2 protein-coding genes are annotated in these 3,558 nt (G+C 73.2%); both read right to left on the reverse strand.

Annotation, left to right across the window (positions count from 1 at the left end):
- Positions 1–89: 89 nt before the first annotated feature.
- Positions 90–1,658: an MFS transporter gene (locus tag ACTIGN_RS17395; protein WP_439626075.1), complete on the reverse strand. Its 1,569-nt coding sequence runs from the start codon at positions 1,656–1,658 to the stop codon at positions 90–92.
- Positions 1,659–1,809: 151 nt separating this feature from the next.
- Positions 1,810–3,459, reverse strand: coding sequence for a glycosyltransferase family 39 protein (locus tag ACTIGN_RS17400; RefSeq protein ID WP_439626077.1), 1,650 nt, complete (start codon positions 3,457–3,459; stop codon positions 1,810–1,812).
- Positions 3,460–3,558: the final 99 nt, after the last annotated feature.

A 3,558-nucleotide genomic window follows, 5' to 3' on the forward strand; every position in this document is an offset into this window, starting at 1 on the left:
GGGGGGGGGGGGGGGGCGGGGGGGGGGGGTGGGGCGCCCCCCCCCCCCGGGGGCCGCCCCCCCCCCCCGGCCCGCCCAAGGGGGTGTCCTTATTCCGGCAGCGGCTTGCCCCTGGTCTCGGGCAGGAACGGCAGCACGAGCAGGCCGAGGATGAAGACGCTGCACATCGTGAGCCCGGCGTACCGGAGCGGCTCCGGGGCCGGCAGGTGGGCGTAGGCCACGCTCGCGAGCTTGCCCAGCGCGAACGGGCCGGCGGCCGCGATCAGCCGGCCCACGTTGTAGCAGAACGACGTGCCGGTGCTGCGGAGCCGGGTCGGGAACAACTCCGGGAAGTAGATCGCGTACCCGCCGAACAGGGCGAGCTGGAAGAACCCCATCATCGGCACCATCCACATGATGTCCGACCACGAGTTCAGGAACATGAACACCATCGCCGTGGACAGCGCGGCGAGGACCAGGAACAGGGCGAACGCGGGCCGCCGCCCGACGTACCCGGTCAGGATGCTGAACGCGAAGATGCCGAAGAACGCGCCGGTGTTCTGGACCAGCGAGGTGATCCCGGACCAGTACGCCTTCTGGCCGACGACGTACTTGTCGGCCTGCGAGTCCTTGGGGAACGGCTTGTCGAGCGGCCCCTCGGCCCCCTCCAGCTTGAGCTCTTGGGCCTGCTGCTTGTACGCCGGCTCGGCCACGTAGCTCTGGAGGTCGGGGGAGAAGAACGCGATCCCCCACAGGCCGATGACGCCGGCCAGCGCCAGCACCAGCCCGCCCAGCGCCCGGGGCCGCCACTTCGGGTCGCCGAGCAGCTCGCGGTACGACCCGGCCGACTTCGCGCCGCCCGCGGCCATCGCCCGGGTCCACTTCTCCGGTTCCTTCAGCTTCAACTGGATGAGCACCACGAGGAACCCGGGGATGATGCCGACGAGGAACATCACCCGCCACGGCGACAGCGGGAACCCGAACGCGCTCTGGCCGGTGAACGCGCCGGCCTCCTGGAGCGACCCGAACCACATCGACAGCAGCGCGGCCGTGCAGTTCCCGAGGACCGACGACGCCTGGAACAGCCCGAGGACGATCGGCCGGGCGTTGGGCGGCATGGTGTCGGCCAGGAGCGTGACCGCGGCCGCGAACACGCCCCCGACCCCGAGCCCGGTGAGGAACCGGTACGCGTGGAACTCCAGCGTGGTGCTCGACAGGGCGCTGAGCCCCGTGAACACCGCGTAGAGGAGGATGGTGAGCATGAGCGTCTTCACCCGGCCCTTGCGGTCGCCGAGGATGCCGAACCCGATCCCGCCGATGGCCCACCCGAGCATGAAGAACGACGTGGCGTAGGTGCTGGCGTCGGCGATGTCGGCGTTCTGGAGCGCGGTGCGGGCGGCGGCGCGGGCCGCCTCGGCGGGCAGCGGGGGCTTGCCGTCCTGGGCCGCCTTCTCGACGAGCCGCTGGGAGAACTCGGGGAGCCGCGGGTCGTCGGGCGTCACCTTGGCGACGAGTTCGGTCATCGCGGGCCGCCGGGCCAGCACGAACAGTTGCTGGTCGAGGCAGTCCATGTCCCAGGCGAGACAGCACACGATGAACACGAACCACTGGTACCGGGAGAGGTCCTTGAGGCTGGCCCACCCGGTGCGGGCGGGCTGTTCGGGGGCGGCAGCAGACATTGGGGGTCCTGGCGGTGGCAGCGGGTGCGGGAGAGCGTTTCCGCAACATTACCCACCGGACCCGCGATAGGCCACCATTTCCCCGGCAGACGCGCGGCGGGTTCGCCAGAAACACCTCGGGGGGCTCACGCCCCCCGCTCGCCGGACGCGCTCACCTCGGCGCGAGGTCGGCGAAGGGCACCTTGTACACCTCGACGGCCGGGCCGGACTCCGGGGCGTCCTCGGGCCAGCGGTACACCGGCGCGCGGCCGGCCGCGCGCTGCCGCGCCTCCTCCCACTGCGGGAGCCGCGAGTGTGGGCTCACCTTGCCCCGCTCCAGCACGATCCACACGTACTCCGGCCGGCCCGAGTAGTGCGTCGACTGGTACAGGGTCCGCCCCGCGTACCACTCGGCCCACGCCAGCGGGTCCTGGAGCCAGTCGCCCTCGGCCATGTGCGCCGCGAGCCACCGGCCGGCGTGCTTGTGCCCCTCGCGCTGCGGGTGCAGCGACTTCAGCGAGTACGGCAGCGCCGACGCCACGAGGACCGCGAGGAACGTCGCCGGGGCCGCGGCCGGCCACACCACGACCCGGCCCAGGACCGGCACCCGGGCGAGCCCGCGCACGACCGGCCCGATCGCCGACGCGCCGAGCACGCAGCACAGCATCACCAGCAGCACCGTGTGCCGCTCCGAGACGTACCCCACCCGGGCCGCTAGGAAAAACATGAGCAGCAGGCTCAGGCCGCTCAGCGCGACCGGCACCCACAGCCCCAGGTCGCCGGCGAACAACCGCCGCCGGTGGACCCCGATCGCGATGAGGGTCAGCGTGCCGACGACGTAGTGGACCGCCTTGATGACCTCGGTCCACACGGCCGCGGCCGCCCACACGAGCCGGTTCTTCCCCTCGTCCTCCTTCGGGTCCCACCACGCGCCGAACAGCGCGAGCCCCTCGGCCGGCGCGGCCGCCGCGCTGGGCTGCCCCTGCCAGATCCGGGGCGTCTCCCACGGGTTCATGATCGCGCCGGGCGTGGACTTATTCGTGAGCTTGCCGATGAGCACCACGTACGGCACGGCGACGAGCGCGACGCCGACCCCGAGCGCCGCCAGGCGGCCCAGCGCCGCGTCCCGCGGCCACAGCCGCGCGAGCCCGGCGGCGCAGGCGACCAGCCCCACCGCCATCCCGGTCAGGAGCCCCTCGGGGCGGGCCAGGTAGCTCGCGCCGACGGCGAGCCCGCACACCAGGAACCCGCCGATTGTGGGCCGCCGGGCCGCCCGCACGCCGAGCGTGATCGCGGCCGCCGACGCCAACAGGTACGTCCCCTCCGAGAGCCCGTCGCTGGTCACCCGGGCGGGCACCGGGAGCACCTGGAACAGCAGGGCGCCGGCGAACCCGACGTTCCGGCCGAACAGCATCCGCCCGGTGAGGTACATCGGGACGATGAGCAGCACACCGGCGGCGGCGTTGGCGACCTGCGTGGCGAGCAGGGCGCGGTCCGGGGTGGGGAGCCCGCAGGCGGCGCGGAGCACCAGTTCCGTGGCCCAGATCGCCGCGGGGTACGCGGGCGGCTGCTCGGCCGTCCGGATCACGTCGATCCGCTGCCGCGGGTCGCTCGATTCGGGTGCCGGGTGCGGGTCGGACAGGTTCAGCGCGTACCGCGCGAACCCGAGGCTGTCGCGGGCCGGGACGGCCGTGTGGGCGATGAGCCACGCGTGAACGCCGATCCCGACCAGCACCAGCACGGCGAGCCGCACGTAGTCCGGCCCGAACAGCGACCGCCGGGCCGGGACCACCTCCAGTTGCCCACCGACCTCTGCCGACATGACGTGCTCCGTGTCCGTGGCCGCGCCCGGAATCGTTCCCGGCCCGGGAGGTTACGGCAAACGCCGCGGCGGCGTCAACCGCGACTCGCGGCCGGCGGG

The organism is Gemmata sp. (assembly GCF_051859125.1).
Taxonomy (GTDB): domain Bacteria; phylum Planctomycetota; class Planctomycetia; order Gemmatales; family Gemmataceae; genus Gemmata.

Bases quoted from the DNA above. Each gene is read 5' to 3' on its own strand.
- ACTIGN_RS17395 (WP_439626075.1), bottom strand. From the start codon at position 1,658: ATGTCTGCTGCCGCCCCCGAACAGCCCGCCCGCACCGGGTGGGCCAGC.
- ACTIGN_RS17400 (WP_439626077.1), bottom strand. From the start codon at position 3,459: ATGTCGGCAGAGGTCGGTGGGCAACTGGAGGTGGTCCCGGCCCGGCGG.